This is a genomic window from Gluconobacter sp. ESL1110 (genome assembly GCF_058107395.1).
The window spans coordinates 75,924-92,745 of the sequence record NZ_JBYLUK010000004.1 but is presented as its reverse complement, the minus strand read 5'-3'; the positions used below and the strand labels follow the sequence as shown (position 1 = coordinate 92,745).

14 protein-coding genes are annotated in these 16,822 nt (G+C 57.0%); 9 read left to right on the top strand and 5 right to left on the bottom strand.

Translation table 11 applies throughout. The annotated features are described in order from the left end of the window. Nucleotides 1–54 precede the first annotated feature (54 nt). Nucleotides 55–1,986 (top strand): CocE/NonD family hydrolase, encoded by a 1,932-nt coding sequence (locus AC3B6F_RS01710; RefSeq protein ID WP_489823186.1) that lies wholly within the window; start codon nt 55–57, stop codon nt 1,984–1,986. A gap of 52 nt (nt 1,987–2,038) precedes the next feature. After that, entirely contained in the window at nt 2,039–2,581 is a 543-nt protein-coding gene (gene msrA / locus AC3B6F_RS01705) for a peptide-methionine (S)-S-oxide reductase MsrA (protein ID WP_489823185.1), read from the top strand. 4 nt (nt 2,582–2,585) lie between these two features. Here msrA and AC3B6F_RS01700 read toward each other — a convergent pair whose 3' ends face one another. The 5 genes from AC3B6F_RS01700 to AC3B6F_RS01680 form a co-directional block, all read right to left on the bottom strand. Continuing rightward, entirely contained in the window at nt 2,586–3,899 is a 1,314-nt protein-coding gene (locus AC3B6F_RS01700) for an ABC transporter ATP-binding protein (protein WP_010501588.1), read from the bottom strand. Then, entirely contained in the window at nt 3,896–5,542 is a 1,647-nt protein-coding gene (locus AC3B6F_RS01695) for an ABC transporter permease subunit (RefSeq protein ID WP_489823184.1), read from the bottom strand. Before AC3B6F_RS01695 ends, AC3B6F_RS01700 begins: the two co-directional genes overlap by 4 nt. A 90-nt stretch (nt 5,543–5,632) precedes the next feature. After that, complete coding sequence (gene dut / locus AC3B6F_RS01690; RefSeq protein WP_489823183.1) at nt 5,633–6,088, bottom strand: dUTP diphosphatase; 456 nt, start codon at nt 6,086–6,088, stop codon at nt 5,633–5,635. 23 nt (nt 6,089–6,111) lie between these two features. After that, nucleotides 6,112–7,302, bottom strand: a complete 1,191-nt coding sequence (gene coaBC / locus AC3B6F_RS01685; protein WP_489823182.1) for a bifunctional phosphopantothenoylcysteine decarboxylase/phosphopantothenate--cysteine ligase CoaBC — start codon at nt 7,300–7,302, stop codon at nt 6,112–6,114. Between the two features lie 3 nt (nt 7,303–7,305). After that, nucleotides 7,306–8,094, bottom strand: coding sequence for a class I SAM-dependent methyltransferase (locus tag AC3B6F_RS01680; protein WP_489823181.1), 789 nt, complete (start codon nt 8,092–8,094; stop codon nt 7,306–7,308). A 30-nt stretch (nt 8,095–8,124) separates the two neighbouring features. Here AC3B6F_RS01680 and mutM point away from each other — a divergent pair, with 30 nt between their 5' ends. The 7 genes from mutM to AC3B6F_RS01645 all read left to right on the top strand — a co-directional run bounded on the left by mutM (nt 8,125) and on the right by AC3B6F_RS01645 (nt 16,761). Then, complete coding sequence (mutM, locus tag AC3B6F_RS01675) at nt 8,125–8,958, top strand: bifunctional DNA-formamidopyrimidine glycosylase/DNA-(apurinic or apyrimidinic site) lyase (protein ID WP_489823180.1); 834 nt, start codon at nt 8,125–8,127, stop codon at nt 8,956–8,958. Nucleotides 8,959–9,082: 124 nt separating this feature from the next. Beyond that, nucleotides 9,083–9,352 carry a 30S ribosomal protein S20 gene (rpsT, locus tag AC3B6F_RS01670; RefSeq protein ID WP_010501582.1) on the top strand — a complete coding sequence of 90 codons (270 nt, stop codon included), beginning with the start codon at nt 9,083–9,085 and terminating at the stop codon, nt 9,350–9,352. A 316-nt stretch (nt 9,353–9,668) separates the two neighbouring features. After that, nucleotides 9,669–11,084, top strand: a complete 1,416-nt coding sequence (dnaA, locus tag AC3B6F_RS01665) for a chromosomal replication initiator protein DnaA (protein WP_062025346.1) — start codon at nt 9,669–9,671, stop codon at nt 11,082–11,084. A gap of 96 nt (nt 11,085–11,180) precedes the next feature. After that, a complete protein-coding gene (gene dnaN, locus AC3B6F_RS01660; protein ID WP_489823179.1) occupies nt 11,181–12,305 on the top strand; it encodes a DNA polymerase III subunit beta in 1,125 nt (374 codons plus the stop codon). Nucleotides 12,306–12,315: 10 nt separating this feature from the next. Then, nucleotides 12,316–13,419, top strand: coding sequence for a DNA replication/repair protein RecF (recF, locus tag AC3B6F_RS01655; protein ID WP_489823178.1), 1,104 nt, complete (start codon nt 12,316–12,318; stop codon nt 13,417–13,419). A gap of 83 nt (nt 13,420–13,502) precedes the next feature. Then, nucleotides 13,503–15,947 carry a DNA topoisomerase (ATP-hydrolyzing) subunit B gene (gene gyrB / locus AC3B6F_RS01650; protein WP_489823177.1) on the top strand — a complete coding sequence of 815 codons (2,445 nt, stop codon included), beginning with the start codon at nt 13,503–13,505 and terminating at the stop codon, nt 15,945–15,947. Beyond that, on the top strand, nt 15,937–16,761 hold the full coding sequence (locus AC3B6F_RS01645; protein WP_489823176.1) for a DUF3108 domain-containing protein: 825 nt from the start codon (nt 15,937–15,939) through the stop codon (nt 16,759–16,761). Before gyrB ends, AC3B6F_RS01645 begins: the two co-directional genes overlap by 11 nt. Nucleotides 16,762–16,822 lie beyond the last annotated feature (61 nt).

The window sequence follows — 16,822 nt, the reverse complement described above, 5'->3', positions numbered from 1 at the left end:
TTGCTAGATGGGAACACACGAGGCCAAAATCCATTCAAAGATCAGGAGCCTTTTGTGAAACGTTATCTTCTCAGCCTTGGAACGGCTCTTTCCCTTGTCTGTAGTCCCGTCGCACTGGCGGCTCCAGCATCTGCTGGACCGGCCGTGACGCCAGACATGATCCAGACCGGAAATGACATTCCAGCTCATGCCGCCCTGCCAACTGATCAGCAGGATTACATCAAGCGTGACGTCATGATTCCCATGCGGGATGGCGTGAAGCTCCATACCGTGATTGTCATCCCCAAGGGAGCAAAAAACGCACCGATCCTGCTCACGCGGACACCGTATCATGCCAGTGAACGCCTGAACCGCATTCCCAACGCGCCAACCATGCGTGAGATCTGCCCTCAGGGCGATGGTGTTTTTGTTGAGGAAGGCTATATCCGCGTCTTTCAGGATATCCGTGGAAAATACGGATCTGAAGGCGACTACATCATGACGCGCCCTCCGATGGGCCCGCTCAACCCGACCAAGACAGACGACACCACCGATGCGTGGGACACGATCGACTGGCTCGTGAAAAATCTTCACGAAAGCAATGGTCGCGTTGGCATGACCGGCTCTTCTTATGAAGGCTGGACCGTCGTGATGGCACTCTTGGACCCGCATCCAGCCCTTAAAGTTGCCGCCCCAGAAAGCCCGATGGTGGATGGCTGGATGGGTGACGACTGGTTCCATTACGGTGCCTTCCGCCAGCCGGGTCTCGACTACTTTACCGAGCAGATGAGCGAAACCGGTGGAGGACGATCCATTCCTCGGCAGGATGCTGACGATTACACCAACTTCCTGCGTGCCGGTTCAACTGGAGCCTTCGCAACCAAAGCGGGTCTTGATCAATATCCCTGGTGGAATCGCCTGAAAGCGCACCCAGCCTATGATGCGTTCTGGCAGGAACAGGCTCTGGATCAGATTATCGTCCGCAAGCCTCTGAAAGTCCCGACAATCTGGGAGCAGGGACTGTGGGATCAGGAAGACATGTGGGGCGCGATCCATTCCTGGATGGCCCTCAGAGCTCATCACACACAAGTCCCCAACGTTCTCGTAATGGGGCCATGGCGGCATAGTGGCGTCAACTATGATGGTTCTATGCTTGGCCCGCTACACTTCAACGGTGACACCGCACTGTGGTATCGCTCCAATGTCATGCGCCCGTTCTTTGATCACTATCTGAAAGATGCCGCTGATCCACATTTTGATGAAGCGATCATTTACAATACAGGCGAGAATCAATGGGATCATTTCCGCAACTGGCTCGGGGAGTGTGATACGACCTGCCTGCTGCGAGGCGAGCGCCTGTACCTTCAGCCCGATCATGGTCTGTCTTTCAAACGGACGCTTCCAGGAACGGATGCTTATATCTCCGACCCGTCTCATCCGGTTCCGTTCATGCCGCGACCTTACATTGCCGGCGATCCGCGCTGGAAACCCTGGCTTGTGACAGATCAGCGTTTTGCAGAAAGCCGTCCCGATGTTCTGACGTACGAGACACCCGTTCTTGATGCGCCTGTACGCGTCTCCGGCGTCCCAACCGCAGATATCTTTGCATCCACAACAGGCACAGATGCAGACTGGATCGTAAAGATCATCGACGTTCAGCCCGGCGTTACACCGGACCGGCCAGAGATGGGCGGATACGAACTCCCGATTTCCATGGATATCTTCCGTGGCCGTTACCGCAATGACTTCGCCCACCCATCTGCCATTCCGGCAGGGCAGGTTCAGGAATACAAATTCACGCTGCCCGCCGTGAACCACGTGTTCCAGAAGGGTCATCGCATCATGGTCCAGATCCAGTCGAGCTGGTTCCCGCTCTATGATCGAAACCCGCAGACCTATGTGCAGAATATCTTCGATGCCAAGCCATCGGATTACCACACCGCCACCCAGACCATTCACCGTGGTGGGAACACAGCCAGCGCCGTCTGGCTGCCTGTCGTGAAATAAGGAAAGCGCCTCCCTATATGGGGAGGCTCACCTCCCTCAGGAGACCCCGCTCATGAGTACACACTCTTCCATTCTTCTTGGCTCAGGCTGCTTCTGGTGCGTAGAAGCCGTTTTTACCGGTCTACGCGGCATCATTTCGGCTGATCCGGGATACGCAGGGGGCCATGTGGACACTCCGTCCTACGAAGCCGTCTGCACAGGGAATACCGGTCACGCAGAAGTCGTGAAGGTCGTTTTCGACCCTCAGGAAATTTCCCTGCACGATATTCTGCGCGTCTTTTTCACGACCCATGACCCGACGCAGCTTAACCGCCAAGGTAATGACATCGGCACACAGTACCGGTCTGTCATTTTCGGAGACGCAGAGCAACAGCGCGTTGCCAAAGCCGTAAAAGACGAAATCACTACGGAGCAGATCTGGCCCGCACCGATTGTCACAACCATCGAAGGTCCCGCCCATTTCTGGCGCGCAGAGGAAAAGCACCTCGATTATTTTGCTCGCAACCCGGAGACCGCTTACTGCGCAGCGGTTGTCGCTCCCAAGGTCGCCAAGGCCCGCAAGCTATACCGCGATCGACTGAAAAACCCAGCCTGAGGCCTTACTCTTCGGTTTCCAGATGAAAGCGGTCTGACTCTTCATCGTAATCGAAGAGTTCCGCATACCGTGCCCAGCCGATCGCTGTTGTCAGCGTCTGTTGGGCATAGTCGGGAGACATGCTTTCTTCCAGCGCCTTTCGAAAACGATTGGCATCCACAACATGGTTGGACCGCTCATCAAGCGTACTGCGGATGGCACGGAGCAACGGCAGATAGTGCAATAGAGCGGTACGCATAATGTCGCGCCGCGCATCTGCGTCCCCTTCGACGAACAGACGTCCTTCATCCGTCAGAAGAATGTCGCCGTCCTCAAGCTCCGCCAGTTCCAGAAGCTGCAGCGATTCACCGAGCGACAGCAGATCGTCAAGTGTCATCTGAAGACGCTGCGCCAGTTCGGGAAGGTCCGCACGGCCGGACAGAGGCGCGCCATTCAGCACCTCCATCAGCCCGACAAGAACTTCGACCGGAAGATCAGGCAACACAATGGAGAGCGGTGGCAAAGCCGCAGGAGACAGACCGACTGTTGTCTCGGCCTCAGAAACGATCGGGGCTCGGCGTGTCATCAAAGTATAGATCTGATCCACAAACCGACGAAAATCCGCATCCTCACGGTTTCTGGGGTGCGGGAAGGGGACATTGATTTCGTGGGTCACGCGCCCGGGACTGGAAGAAAAAATCAGAATCCGGTCACACATCAGCACCGCTTCTTCAATACCATGGGTCGCCAGCAGCATGGCATGAAGGGAAGACAGCCTCTTTTCTGCCCAGAGTTCAATCAGGTCCGTGCGAAGGTTTTCAGCACTCAGAACATCGAGAGCCGAGAAAGGCTCATCAAGCAGAAGCAGAGACGGCTGTAATGCGAGCGCTCGTGCAAGAGACGCACGCTGACTCAACGCCTCCGACAGTTCCTTGGGATAAGCGTTTTCGTATCCCTCCAGCCCCATGACCGCAATCGCCGCACTGGCCTGACTCTCACGATCCGCCCGCGACAGACGACGCGCCTCAAGCCCGAGAAGAACATTCTGCCGCAGGGTCAACCAGGGAAAGAGCGCTCCGGACTGAAAAACCGTAGCAACACCATCGAGCGGCCCGTTAACTGGCTTTCCCTGCCAGAAAACCTTTCCTTCCACAGGCGGCATCAATCCGGACATCACACGCAGAAGAGATGATTTGCCTGAACCAGAACGCCCAAGGAGGCCAAGAATTTCTCCGGCACGGACATCAAAGCTCACCTGATCGAAAACGACGAGATCAGCATTGCTGTCTTTCAGATAGGTCTGACGACAATTCTGGAGACTGAGCAGGGTTCGGGTCATTGGATCGCGTATTTCTGAGCGGCATGAACCGCAAGGGGCTGAAGAACGAGACGGTCCAGCAGCATGGACAAAAGTGTGAGAAGCATGAGAACACCAACCTGAGCCGCAATCTGCCCCTGAAGCATATCAGCCAGCAGCGTTGCCCCCAGACCAGTGTCTGACGGCACAAATGCTTCCGCAATCATGACAGCGTCCCAGATGGGGACGGCCGCCAGCAGAAGTCCGCCACACAGGTCAGGAGCCACGGCGGGAAGGATCAGCCGCTTCCAGAGCAGAACGCCTTTGAGGCGCAGACCTCGCGCCACCTGACGGAAAGGTCCCGGAATAGCCTGCATGGCATCCAGAACCGTCCCACCCGTCAACCAGTGCGCGCCCACGAACAGCAGGACTGCTGCAGGGATAATCTCGAGCTTACGGAAAAGAGGATACAGCAGAACAGCCGGGAACAGTGCACCCGCAAGTACAAATAGTCTTGCAAATCGGAAGACGCGCTCGCTTGCATCAAAAAAGAACAGGGCCAGGGGCAGCCAGAGCAACCCGCACAGCACCAGTGCGCCACAGACATGCGAAAGCGTAAGAAGACTCTCGAGCAGATCATAGGGCAGGCGGTCTGTCAGGTGGCTTTTCGCGACTGCCAAACCCAGAAGGACAAGGGATGCCAGAGGCACAAGCCAGTCCGGCACAGGAACAGAGACAGAGGACAGCGCAGGCACATGCCGGCGCACTCGACCCACACGCCAGTTTCCAATCCCTCCAATCAGCCTGTGCAGCCCGACACTGCATCCATTCAGGATCGCAGACTCACGCCAGAACTGAAGAACCCAAGATCTTCCACGATTTTTCTGGGGTTGCGGACCATCCAGCCTGTAGCGCTGTGCCCACCCCATCATCGGGCGTGTCAGGCACTGATCGACGATCAGGATGAGCAGGACGGCCAGGCTACCGGCCGCCAGAAACCAAGAAGCGTGATGCGTTTCGAGGCCAATCAAAGCCTGCGCTCCCAAACCGCCGACATCATGACGCATCAGGAGCGTCGCAAGGCCTTCCACACACAAGAGGCGGAACCATAAACCCGGCATGGCCTGAGACGCACGAAACGTTACAAGAGGAATGGCAACCGGCATCTGCAAACGCCAGAAATGCTGCCATCCCGTCATGTGAAGACCTGTTGCAACTTCGTTCAATTCAGGCGGAAGCGTTTCTTCAGCATCCAGAATGGCAGTCAGGACACGCCAGATCATGTTGAAAGCCGCCACACTCACGATAACGGCGACAGGTGGTAGGGCCAACGCCAGAAGTCCCACCAACCCCAGTCCGGGAATGGATCGCGCTACGGACAGCGCAGGCACCAGCAATCGACGAAAGCGGGGAAACTGGCGGGACAAACCGGCCAGAGCCAGAGAGACGGCAACGACCGTGACCAGCGCCAGAAACGCATGCAAAAGCGTGAATAAAAACTCTTGCCAGACTGAAGCCGCGGGCCTCTCTGGCAAGAGTACAGAAGCAGGCACCCAGACTGCCTTCTTCACAAGAAAAAGACAGAGGGCAGTCCCGGCAAACAGGATCGAAAGTTCAATGCCGCTCATGCGCTGTCGCCAGCGATGCATGACACGGATGGGCATGGCCAGAGGGCTGCCCGTCATGATGACTGTTGTCCTCCCGGTTTCAGAGAAACCGAGAGTAAGGAAGGTTCTTCCGGAGGCTCAAGTGTTTTCTGCATATCTCAGGAGGTCTTAGTGGCCGGTACTGCCAAAACCACCTGCGCCACGTTCCGTTTCATCCAGAGACGGAACTTCCTGCCACCGTAGTCTGAACACAGGAGCCAGCACCCCCTGAGCAATCCGTGTGCCACGCTCGATCGTGAAAGGTTCCGTCCCGGCATTCATGACAATGATGCCAATCTCGCCACGGTAGTCTTCATCGATTGTCCCAGGAGAATTCGGCAGCGTAATGCCATGCTTCAGAGCCAGACCAGACCGCGGGCGTATCTGAAGCTCATAAGCTGAGGGCAGGGCGATACACAGACCCGTCGGGACAAGCGCACGACCGCCTGGTTCAATCGTCACTGGGACTGAAATAGCCGCAACAAAGTCGAAGCCAGCGGCTCCAGATGTGGCATAGGATGGAAGAGAAAGCCCTTCCGCATGAGGAAGACGCGTAATGCGGACATCAATCAGATCGGTCGTCATGACGCTTCTCTTATCCCGGATTTTCAGGCGGTTGAAGACTCGAAGGTTTTAGAAATCCGCTCTGCCAGCTTTCCTGCCACTGCGGATTTATCCATCTCCGGCCATTCTTCTATGCCATTACCGTCAATCAGGCTGACAAGATTCCGATCTGCCCCGAAAACCCCACGCCGAACATCATTGGCCACCAACCAGTCACAGCCCTTACGCTGACGCTTGGCGAGCGCATTTTCCAGAACGTTATCTGTTTCTGCCGCAAAGCCGACAACCAGCTGAGGACGTCTGGCATGATGGCACAGCGTTGCGAGAATATCCGGGTTCTCAACAAGAGTGAGAGTTGGCGGGCCATCGCCCGTCTTCTTGATCTTGCTTCCCGACGGAACGCTGGCGCGCCAGTCACTGACAGCAGCCGTACACACCGCGATGTCTGCGGGAAGCGCCACCTCACAAGCCGCCAGCATTTCCTCGGCAGTCTGGACCTTTACGCAGGCCACACCATCCGGAGCAGGAATCGAGACTGGGCCTGTGACAAGTGTAACTGTCGCCCCAAGATTCGCGAGAGCTTCTGCAATGGCATACCCCTGCTTGCCGGACGAATGATTGGATATGAACCGAACAGGATCGAGAGGTTCGACAGTGGGCCCAGCCGTCACTAGGGCATGGCGGCCAACCAAAGACCGATCCGGCGTCAGAGCAACTACAATCGCATCCCGCAGGACATCAGGCTGGCTCAGGCGTCCCGGCCCGAACTCACCGCAGGCCATACTGCCCTCATCCGGCCCAACCACCTGCACGCCACGTTGCCGAAGAAGTGTGAGATTAGCCTGCGTTGCCGGATGCTCCCACATGCGCACATTCATCGCAGGAGCAAGCAGGATGGGGGTCGTCGTCGCCAGAAGCAGCGTCGTTGCCAGATCATCTGCAAGACCGTGCGCCATGCGGGCCATGAGATTGGCCGTAGCCGGACAGACCACGACGAGATCCGCGCTTCTCGCAAGCGCAATATGGCCGATTTCGCTTTCCTGCGTGGGGGCAAAAAGCGCGTCATGCACGCGCTCCCCAGACAGGGCCTCCAGACTGAGAGGTGTAATGAACGCCTTGGCCGCGTCTGTCATGACCGGGGTGACGGCAATGTCCTCAGCTTTCAGAAGGCGCACGAGTTCGAGCGCCCGATAAGCTGCAATGCCTCCACCAACAATCAGCAGAACACGACACATGAATTACAGACGCCAGCCGGAATGAATGGCCGCGATTCCACCAGAGAGATTGCGATACTGCACGCGCTCCAGACCAGCATCACGCATCATCTGAGCAAGCGTCTCCTGATCCGGGAACATGCGGATGCTTTCCGCAAGATACTGATAACTGTCCGCATCCTTGGCGATCAGTTGCCCCATCTTCGGCAGAACCTTGAAAGACCACGTATCATAAACAGGTGACAGCGCAGCAATCTCAACGCGGGAAAACTCAAGACAGAAGAAACGCCCCCCCGGCTTCAGCACACGACGCGCTTCGCGCAGAACAGCATCCTTGTCTGTGCAGTTCCGCAGACCAAAAGCAATGGTCACACGATCAACGGAGCAGTCAGGCAGGGGAATCGTTTCCGCATCGACGACGCAGACTTCGATCTGGCCAATCAGCCCCGCCTTGATGGCGCGGTCACGGCCGACGGACAGCATGGCGGAGTTGATGTCTGACAGGATGGCCGGACCACCACCGGAGCGCAGCCAGCCAAACGTAATGTCACCCGTTCCGCCAGCCAGATCCAGCAGCTTCATGTTCGGGCGCGCGCCAAGCATCCCCACAAAAATCCGCTTCCAGATCCGGTGAATGCCTAGCGACATGACATCGTTCATGATGTCATATTTGCCAGCGACGCTCTCAAACACCTCCCTGACCATGGTCTTCTTCTGGTTCCGCGGGACATTGCGGTAACCAAAATCCGTGGTGTCTCCGGTCTGCTCGGAAGACGGGAAGGGCGGGACGTTGTGTTCAGCGCTATCGGTCATGGGGCAATCGATATATCTTTGTGTCCAGTCATGCCAGAGCTTCCAGAAGTCGAAACCGTCATGCGTGGGTTCCGCACCGCCTTCGAAGGGCAGCGGATCCGTCACGTTACCGTCAACCGCCCTGACCTCAGATGGCCATTTCCCTTGGATCTCCGGGAAAGGCTGGAAGGACAGGACGTGCTCTCCTTTCATCGCCGCGCAAAGTATATTCTCATGCGCGTCGGGAGCGGCACGAGTATGATGCTGCATCTCGGAATGTCCGGCCGATTGCTCCTCGGCCAATCCGGCATGAACACGACTCCGTCCAAACATGAGCATCTGGTTCTGGAAACGGAGAACGGCGCCCGCGCGGGCCTCGTGGATCCGCGGCGATTTGGAATGGTGGATCTTGTTTCAACCGGTCAGGAAAATGCGCACCGCCTTCTAAGCGGTCTCGGCATTGAGCCGCTCTCGGAAAGCATGACAGGCCCGTATCTGCACAGCCTCATGCAGGGCAAGCGTACGCCCATTAAAACGGCTCTCCTTGATCAGCGGCTGATCGTAGGCCTCGGCAATATCTATGTGTGCGAAGCACTGTTCCGCAGCCATATCCACCCCACCCGCGCGGCCATGTCTCTTAGTCAGGAAGAAGCGAGCAGCCTTGCCGATTCCATACGAACCATTCTTACAGAGGCCATCGCATCTGGAGGGTCGTCTTTAAGAGACTATGTTCAGGCCGATGGCACAAAGGGCGGCTTTCAGGACCTGCACCTTGTTTACGGACGGGAAGGAGAGGCATGCTTAGAGTGCGGGACAGGTTATCCTGTTTCACGCATTACGCAGGCAGGTAGATCCACATTCTACTGCGCAAACTGCCAGAAATGAGGAAGACTCTGCGCAGACGCCCCGTGTGTATAAAATGTGCAAAACGCTTGACGTCCCCGTTCATGACGGGTAGAGGGCGCCAATCATTTTCCGCGACAAGACCGCTAACTGAACCGAAAGATCCATGGCAAATACAGCTTCTGCCCGTAAGCGCATCCGTCAGAACGAACGCCGCCGCGAGCGCAACGTGGCCCGCGTGTCCCGTATGCGTACCTTCATCAAGAAGGTCGAACAGGCTATCCAGTCTGGCGACAAGACGGCTGCTGCCGAAGCATACAAGGTCGCACAGCCTGAAATGCAGCGCGCTGCCGGCAAGGGCGTCGTCGCAAAGAACACGATCAGCCGCAAGCTGTCCCGTCTGTCTGCCCGCATCAAGGCTCTGGCAACCGCCTGAGCCCCTTTGCAGGGTATGAACTGAAGAACGCGCTCCCCTCAGGGAGCGCGTTCTTTTTTGACCATACTGCAACACCTCACCTCGGCACCTCTGAACCTTTCGTGTTCCAGCTTGCTTCGGTTTGGGCAGAAGCCTATCCTGCCAGATCAAGCTCAGTGCCAGAGGCTCTGTTTTCTCCGGTAAGCGTTCGCTTTATTTGAAGCGCCACCCAATCCTGTGTGGACGTTCTCCGTTGGAAGCATATCCACCCTGCGTGCAGGGAACCATAACAGACGCCCCATCGTATCTGGGGCAGAAATGAAAGGGGGTATCATAGGTGGAAAACGCTCAGTATCTGGACGCCAGCGCCTCCGCCCCCGGCTCGGCGGATCTTCTGGAAGCTTCCTGGCACAAAGTTCGTGAAAAGCTGAAGGGCGAAGTCGGCGAAGTCGAATATCGTACATGGCTGCGCCAGATCGTTCTGGGACCGATCGAAGACGGCGAACTTATTCTGTACCTACCGACCCGTTTCCTTCGGGACTGGGTTCGCAGCCAGTACGAAGAACGTCTTCAAACGCTGTGGCGCACCGAGCGTGCGGATGTGCAGGGTATTGAACTCCAGGTCAAACGTGGCCTGCCCGAAGTTCCCCCGTCCGCCGATATCGCAAGCGACAGCGCCGTCGAAGAAGTCACAGCTCAGGTCGCGGTCAGCCACGAAGTACGCAGCGACCTTGCTGTCCCTCTGGATCCGCGATTTTCCTTCGACAGCTTTGTCGTGGGCAAGCCGAACGAATTTGCCTATGCCTGCGCCCGCCGTGTGGCTGAAAAGCCGTCCAGCCCCGGCTTCAACCCACTTTTCCTGTATGGTGGTGTAGGGCTGGGCAAAACACATCTTATGCATGCTATCGGCTCGGAACTGACGAAGACAGGCAACGTCTCGGTTGCCTATATGTCGGCCGAAAAGTTCATGTATCGCTTCATCGCGGCCATCCGCTCCCAGTCCACCATGGAATTCAAGGAGCAGTTGCGCTCCGTTGACGTCCTGATGATCGACGATCTTCAGTTCCTGATCGGCAAGGACAACACACAGGAAGAATTCTTCCATACGTTCAATGCCCTCGTTGACGCCGGACGTCAGATCATTGTCAGCGCAGACAAGAGCCCATCCGATCTGTCTGGCCTTGAAGATCGCCTGAGAACACGTCTGGGCTGCGGCATGGTGGCGGACATTCACGCCACAACCTTTGAACTCCGCATCTCCATTCTGGAAGCGAAGGCCAAGGCGTCCGGCACGCACGTTCCATCCAAGGTGCTGGAATATCTGGCCCACAAAATCACGACAAACGTGCGCGAGCTTGAGGGTGCCCTGAATCGCCTGATCGCCCACGCCGATCTGGTTGGCCGGCCAGTTACACTCGATACGACGCAGGATGTCCTGAAGGACATGCTCAAGGCTCATGACCGTCGCGTGACGATCGAGGAAATTCAGCGCAAGGTTGCGGAACACTGGAATATCCGCCTGACGGACATGTCTTCTGCACGCCGTGCCCGGGCTGTGGCCCGTCCGCGCCAGGTCGCCATGTTCCTTGCCAAGCAGCTGACCAGCCGATCCCTTCCGGAAATCGGGCGCAAATTCGGTAACCGTGATCACACGACCGTTATGCACGCCGTAAACCGCGTTGCAGAACTGATGGAGCAGGATACGTCTTTCGCAGAAGACGTCGAGCTGATGCGCCGGATGCTTGAAGGCTGAGCAAGGACGACAACCCGCTATCGGTGCCTTTCGCCGGAAGCGGGTGTCTGCTAAGAAACGGCAAAACTTAAAGATTGCCGACCAGGGAAAAAAACGATGAAATTCAAGGTTGACCGCACCCTGCTGCAACGGGCCCTGGCGCATATTCATGGCGTTGCAGAAAAGCGGAACACCATTCCCATCCTTGCGAACGTCCTGCTGTCCTATGAAGGGGATATTCTTCGCCTGACGGCCACGGATATGGAAATTGCCGTCGTCGAAGACGTCGTAGCCACAGGTGAGCGCCTCGGCTCTACTACCGTGCCTGCTGCTGTGCTGTTCGAGATCGTTCGCAAGCTGCCAGATGGCGTGGAAATCGAATTTGACCACCCGGAAATCGACGCACCGCTTGCCCTGCGCGCCGGCCGCTACGCCACCAGCCTGAACGTCCTGCCGGTTGATGATTTCCCAGCCATGGTGGCAGGAGATCTTCCGCACCGTTTCCGTATTCCAGCCGCAACACTCCGCGGGCTGATCGACCGTACCAAGTTTGCGATTTCCAATGAGGAGACGCGTTATTATCTGAACGGTATCTATCTGCATGTCGCAGAAGGCGGAACGTTCCCCATGTTGCGCGCTGTCGCTACAGACGGTCATCGTCTGGCTCGCGTCGAAACAGAGTTGCCTGAAGGTGCGCGCGGCATGCCGGGCGTCATCATTCCGCGCAAGACAGTCGCCGAACTTCGCAAGCTGCTGGATGAAGGTGCTGCGGACATTGAAGTGTCCCTGTCCGACACCCGCATCCAGTTTCAGGCTGGCCCCGTCCTTCTGACATCCAAACTTATCGACGGCACATTCCCTGAATACGAGCGCGTTATTCCAAAGGGCAATGATCGCATCCTTCGCACGACGAAGAAAGATTTCGCGGCGGCCGTCGGTCGTGTGGCAGCCATCAGTCAGGAGCGCTCGCGCCCCGTCAAACTGTCCGTCACGCACAATATGCTGACGCTTTCCGCCATCAGCCCAGACCAGGGCGTGGCACACGAGGAACTGGACGACAGCACCGTCACCTATGATGCGCCACCGATCGAAATCGGCTTCCAGGCCCGTTACCTGACGGACATCACAGACCAGATTGACGTTGAAGTGGAGTTTGCTTTTGCAGACAGTTCCGCCCCAACACTGGTGCGCGATACGGCGTCTCCGTCTGCCCTGTATGTTCTGATGCCGATGCGGGTCTGATCGGCCCGCATTGAGACTGACCCGCCTGGCCCTGAAGGATTTCCGGAACTACCGGCATTCCGTTTGGAAGCCCGAGACAAACATTTCAATCCTGACCGGCGAAAACGGATCAGGAAAAACCAACCTGCTGGAAGCTGTGTCGCTTCTGGCACCAGGGCGCGGCCTTCGAAATGCGCCCCTTCAATCCCTGTGCCGAACAGATGCCTCTCAGTGGGGCGTAGCAGCCACGTTGAGCCATGGCCTTGACCAGACCCTGCTTGGGACGGGCGCCGATCTTTCCGAAAACAGCAGACGCTCTTTCAGGCTGGATGGTGCAAACGTCCGATCTCAGGCAGAGATCGCGCAAGTATTTTCATGCGTCTGGCTGACACCACAAATGGATCGCCTTTTTCTGGAAGGCGCCAGCGGCAGAAGACGCTTTCTGGACCGTCTGGTTATGGCCCTGACCCCGGACCATGCACGCCAGATGGCAGCCCATGAACGCTCGGTTTCAAGCCGAAACCGCCTTCTGACGGATCGGCCCGACGAAGCCCTTTGGCTGGCGTCTCTTGAAGACTCCATCGCTCGACATGCTGTTGCCGCCTCCGCTGCCCGACTTTCCCTTGTGGAAAGCATGAACGCTCACCCTTTTTCCGGTGGCGACTTCCCGCAGAGCGTTCTCAGTTTGAATTGCGACATTACCCGGAAACTCATGAGCGCTTCCGCATTACAGGTGGAAGACTGGCTAAGGGCAAAACTGCGCGACAGTCGGACCGAAGATCGCACGCGCGGCAGCACGTCCGTCGGTGCCCATAAAGCAGATTTTCTTCTCTCTGACGCAAAAACCGGCCGCTCAGCTGAGCTTTCAAGCAGCGGTCAGCAAAAAGCCATGCTGATTGGTGTTGTCCTGAGTCATGCTGCGCTGATCGAACAGAGCAGGGGGGATGCGCCTGTCATCCTTCTGGATGAACCGCTCCTTCATCTGGACGAACCCCGGAGAGATGCTCTTCTTGTCAGCCTGCTAAATCTCAATACGCCCGTCTTATTAACCGGGACAGATGCCGAACCCTTTTCGGCCCTCACCGGAAAAGCCGGATTTTTCAATATTCAGGATAGTCATATCCAACCTGCGTAGCGTGCGCGCTCTGGCCTCACAGGCTTCGACGCGCTATAATTAAGACAATAATTTTTCAGAGTTCCACGGAGACCGCCTCGCGCATGTCAGAGACCCAGAACCAGCCGGAGATTCCAGGCGCAGACGGTGAAGATTACGGCGCCTCCTCTATCTCGGTACTGAAGGGACTGGACGCTGTCCGTAAACGCCCTGGCATGTATATCGGTGACACGGATGACGGTTCCGGCCTTCATCACATGGTGTTCGAAATCATCGATAACGCCGTTGACGAAGCCCAAGCCGGTCACGCTACCCGCTGTATCCTGACATTGAACGGAGATGGATCCGTCTCCGTTCGCGATGATGGCCGTGGTATCCCGACCGACATGCACCCTGAAGAGGGGATCAGTGCAGCCGAAGTGGTGCTGACCAAGCTTCACGCAGGCGGCAAGTTCAACCAGAACTCCTACAAAGTTTCCGGCGGCCTGCATGGTGTTGGTGCGGCTGTCGTGAATGCCTTGTCAGAATGGATGGAAGTTCGGATCTGGCGTAACGGGCTCGAGCACAAGATCCGCTTTCAGCATGGTGAGCGTGACGAAGCCCTGAGCATTGTCGGCCCATCTGACGAACCCCGCGGAACGCTCGTCACATTCAAGCCGAGCAAACAGACCTTTACCAAGGTGGAATTCGAGTTCTCCATTCTGGAACGTCGCGTCCGCGAACTGGCCTTCCTGAACTCCGGAATGGAAATCATTCTTCGTGATGAACGCCATGCCGAAAGCAAGGAAGTCCGCTTCTTCTATGAAGGCGGCCTAAGCGCATTCGCCGAGTGGCTTGATTCCTCCAAGACCTCGATCGTTACACCGCCGATCACGGGTGAGATCGACCATGTCGAAAGTGGCATTCGCGTCGAGTTCGCCCTGACGTGGAACGACAGCTACCACGAGACAATGCTGTGCTTTACGAACAACATCCCCCAGCGGGATGGTGGCACACATCTTGCAGGCTTTCGTCAGGCCCTGACGCGTGTGGTCGGCAAGTATGCCGAGAGCGTTGCCAAGCGTGAATCAGGCTCCCTGACGGGCGAAGACATGCGTGAAGGCATGACGGCAGTTCTTTCCGTCAAGGTGCCGGATCCCAAGTTCTCGTCCCAGACCAAAGACAAGCTGGTTTCCTCTGAAGTTCAGCCGGTTGTGCATGCAACAGCAGCGGATGCGATTGCCCACTGGTTTGAAACGCATCCCAAGGAAGCCAAGGCGATCGTCGCCAAAATCATTGATGCAGCCAGCGCCCGTGAGGCTGCGCGCCGTGCCCGTGAGTTGACGCGCCGCAAGGGTGTGCTGGACGTCTCCTCGCTGCCGGGAAAACTGGCAGACTGCCAGGAACGCGATGCCTCCAAGGCTGAAATCTTCATCGTTGAGGGTGACTCCGCAGGTGGTACGGCAAAGCAGGGGCGTGATCGTCGGTTCCAAGCGATCCTACCTCTGCGCGGTAAAATTCTGAACGTCGAACGTGCCCGCTTCGACCGTATGCTGGGCTCGGCCGAAATTGGCACACTCATTACGGCGTTAGGCACCGGCATCGGACGTGGCGAAGTGGATCAGGGCGGTTTCTCAGCCGAGAAGCTGCGCTACCACAAGATCGTCATCATGACTGATGCTGACGTGGACGGCTCCCATATCCGTACGCTGCTGCTGACGTTCTTCTTCCGCCAGATGCCGGAACTGATCGAACAGGGTTATCTCTATATCGCTCAGCCGCCGCTCTATCGCGCAAAGCGTGGCCAGGAAGAGCGTTATCTGAAGGATGATGCCGCTCTTGAGCAGTATCTTCTGGATAAAGCGCTGGCAAATGCCTCCCTGCGCTTTGGAGACAATCTGGAACTGACAGGCGATGCCCTTCAGGAGGAAGTCCGCTTCCTCATCGCAGCAGCCCAGAACCTGAAAAATATTGCCACCAAGATCCCGGTCTGGGTACTCGAACAGGCCGCAATCGCACGCGTTCTGGAACTTGACCCGACAACAATTGGCGATCGCATCCCCGACTTCCAGCGCCGCCTTGACGAAGCATCCGCTGAGAACGAGCGTGGCTGGAAAGTCTCTCTTTCCAGCACCGGGATTGAGTGTGCGCGTTCGGTTCGTGGCGTCAGCGAAATCTATCGCCTTGAACAGAGCGTTCTCAAATCCGCAGAAGCCCGCTGGCTGGCCTCGGAAGGGGAACGTCTGGCACGAGATTTCGCCACTCCGGCCATCCTGCGGCTCGATCAGAACGAGCAGAAGCTGTTTGGTCCGTCCAATGTCATGGACCGAATTTTCGCACAGGGCCGCCGCGGCCTGACGATTAACCGCTTCAAAGGCCTGGGCGAGATGAACGATGAGCAGCTCTGGCACACAACGCTCGACCCATCGACCCGAACCCTGCTTCAGGTGAAGATTGGTGACGTCGAAGAGGCGGGGCAGGTGTTCTCGACCCTGATGGGAGACGTGGTGGAGCCGCGCCGTGACTTCATCGTCGGAAACGCCCTGAAAGTGGCCAATCTTGACGTTTAAGACACTCCGAGCGCTGGCTAGAGCAGGCTTCCTGCTTCTGGCTGGCGTTTCCACTGCTCATGCGGCAGCCGGTCAGGTCAACACGTCTTACGCGGTCTATCTGCGCGGACTGCATGTGCTTGATACAGATGTGTCCTATCAGATCGAGCACTGGGGCTACGGCGGAACCACACATATCAGACCAGCCGGTATGATCAGCTGGTTCGTCAAGATGGATATCCGCTCTCGCGTAGAAGGCGATTTCATCGAAGGCGGCAACGTCAAACCCATTCGGTATGATAGCGGGGGCATGTCGCGCGGACAGCATCGTCGGGTTTTGCTCACCTATAACGGCAACACCCCACATGTTGATATTCTGGAACCCGTTGAAACAGACCGGGACCCCATACCAGACAGCGACTTGCCTCATACGATTGATACACTGAGTGGTATGGCGCGCCTGCTGGAGACGTTGACGCAGACCGGACATTGTGACGGTTCTGCCGTCATTTTTGACGGGCTACGTCTGACAAAAATGACGGTTCACGGTCCGACACAGGCGGACATCCCGAGAACGCATAAACAGGCTTATGCTGGAGATCCGTCGCTCCGCTGTGATTTTATCGGTCAGCAGGTCGCAGGGTTTATCAAAGACTCTCCAAATCGGGCGAAACTGGCCACCCCTCAGCCTGGAGCTGCCTGGTTCAGGAATGTTGAAGGTATCGGGCTAGTCCCCGTCCGGATCGAGTTCAATCATCCAAAGCTGGGACATGTTACTGTTGTTATGCAGAACCCGCTTCCACCTTCAAAATCAGCCGCAACCATTTCGCAATAAACGGCAATCCGAAGTGATGGTGTAGCGCTCAACCATCGTTTGACGAACTGGCGCGGTTTGG